The 1,984-nt window shown below is 44.1% G+C and carries 1 protein-coding gene; it reads left to right on the top strand.

The features are described 5' to 3' along the window. The first annotated feature begins 346 nt into the window (after positions 1 to 346). Positions 347 to 1,717, top strand: a complete 1,371-nt coding sequence (gene trxB, locus ACWATR_RS39615) for a thioredoxin-disulfide reductase (RefSeq protein ID WP_460345749.1) — start codon at positions 347 to 349, stop codon at positions 1,715 to 1,717. Positions 1,718 to 1,984: the final 267 nt, after the last annotated feature.

The following is a 1,984-nucleotide window of genomic DNA, read 5'->3' as shown; positions in this document are numbered from 1 at the left end:
GATATTTTTTCAACTTATTGACAAACCTGATACTAATCCCAATATCTATACATTTATTGCACATAGCAGCGTAGGCATTTGGCGTAGGCGTAGCCCGCCCTTAGAAGATGTTTGAAAAGTTTTGGGCGACTGGAAATCGCGGCTACACAAGCAAAGTCCGCCTGCGCGGACTAACACAAAATCAAACTCTTTAACCCACGTAGGTGGGTTTTGTCTGTGTAGCCGTGACTTCTAGTCGCCAAGTAACTTTTCAAACATCCTCTTAGACATCGCTTACCATCTGCCATAGCCAATCGTAAATTGTTATGCTATATTAAGCGTAGTCGTTATGAGTTTATATATTGTCATGACTAACCCAACTGTAGAAAACTTGGTAATTATCGGTTCTGGGCCAGCAGGCTACACAGCCGCCATATATGCCGGACGCGCTAACTTGAAACCCGTTGTATTTGAAGGTTTCCAAGCCGGTGGTTTACCTGGTGGGCAATTAATGACAACGACGGAAGTTGAGAATTTTCCGGGATTTCCTAAAGGAATTACTGGGCCGGAACTGATGGATCAGATGAAGGCGCAGGCGGAGCGCTGGGGGGCTGAACTATATACTGAAGATGTTATATCAGTTGACCTGAGTCAGCGTCCATTTACAGTGCGATCGCAAGAAAGGGAAATAAAAACCAACAGTATCGTCATTGCTACTGGTGCAACTGCAAAGCGTTTAGGTTTACCCAGCGAACATGAATTCTGGAGTCGGGGTATCTCCGCTTGTGCAATTTGCGATGGTGCAACACCAATTTTCCACGGTGCAGAATTGGCTGTAATTGGTGCTGGCGACTCGGCGGCGGAAGAGTCAATTTACCTCACCAAATATGGTTCCAAGGTAAATATGTTGGTACGCACCGATAAAATGCGGGCTTCTAAAGCCATGCAAGACAGGGTTTTGAGCAACCCGAAAATCCAGGTGCATTGGAACACAGAAGCCGTAGATATCTTCGGTAACAGTCGCATGGAAGGGGTGAAAATCCGCAATACTAAAACTGGTGAAGAGAGCCAACTGCACGCTAAGGGTTTATTCTACGCCGTTGGTCATACTCCCAATACCTCTTTATTTAAAGGGCAATTAGAACTGGATGAGGTGGGTTACGTTGTCACCAAGCACGGTACTGTGGAAACCAGTGTAGAAGGGGTTTTTGCCGCTGGCGACGTCCAAGATCATGAGTTTCGGCAAGCAATTACGGCTGCGGGTACTGGTTGTATGGCGGCGATGTTGGCAGAACGTTGGTTGTCATCTAGTGGCTTGATTCAAGAATTCCATCAACAGCTAGAAACAGCAGACAATGAATTAGAACATCAGCCAGCCAAAAAGACTGAAGCTGAGGAAGAAGCTGGATTTAATTTGGATGGAACACGTCATGAGGGAGGTTATGCTTTACGGAAATTGTTCCATGAAAGCGATCGCTTACTCCTTGTTAAGTACGTCTCTCCTGGTTGTGGCCCTTGTCATACCCTGAAGCCAATTTTAAATAAAGTGGTGGATGAATTTGACAGTAAAATTCACTTTGTGGAAATTGACATCGATCAAGACCGAGATATTGCTGAAAATGCTGGTGTGACAGGAACGCCAACAGTTCAATTGTTCAAAAATAAGGAACTGGTGAAAGAAGTCAAAGGTGTGAAGCAAAAGAGCGAATACCGCCAGCTGATTGAAAGTAATCTTTGAGATATTAGGAATTGGGCAGTTCCCAATATCCAATACCTGCCATAGCCCAATACGCTTGGGTTATAGGTTCTTGGTGTAGATAATTGTTATTTTAAGACGCGATAAATCGCGTCTCTACATCAGGGTTTTGTTGCTCATTCTGAACTGTATTGCGCCATAGCCGATAACTTTAACAGCTCATTCTTTGCATCTTGAGACAGGTGCAAAGGATGATTCTAACTCAGAAATTGAGCTAATTAATATCAATTATCTTGATGATGATCACTT

This window comes from Nostoc sp. UIC 10890 (assembly GCF_054786515.1).
The sequence above is the reverse complement of the archived record's forward strand: the minus strand, read 5'-3'. Positions and strand labels throughout refer to the sequence as shown.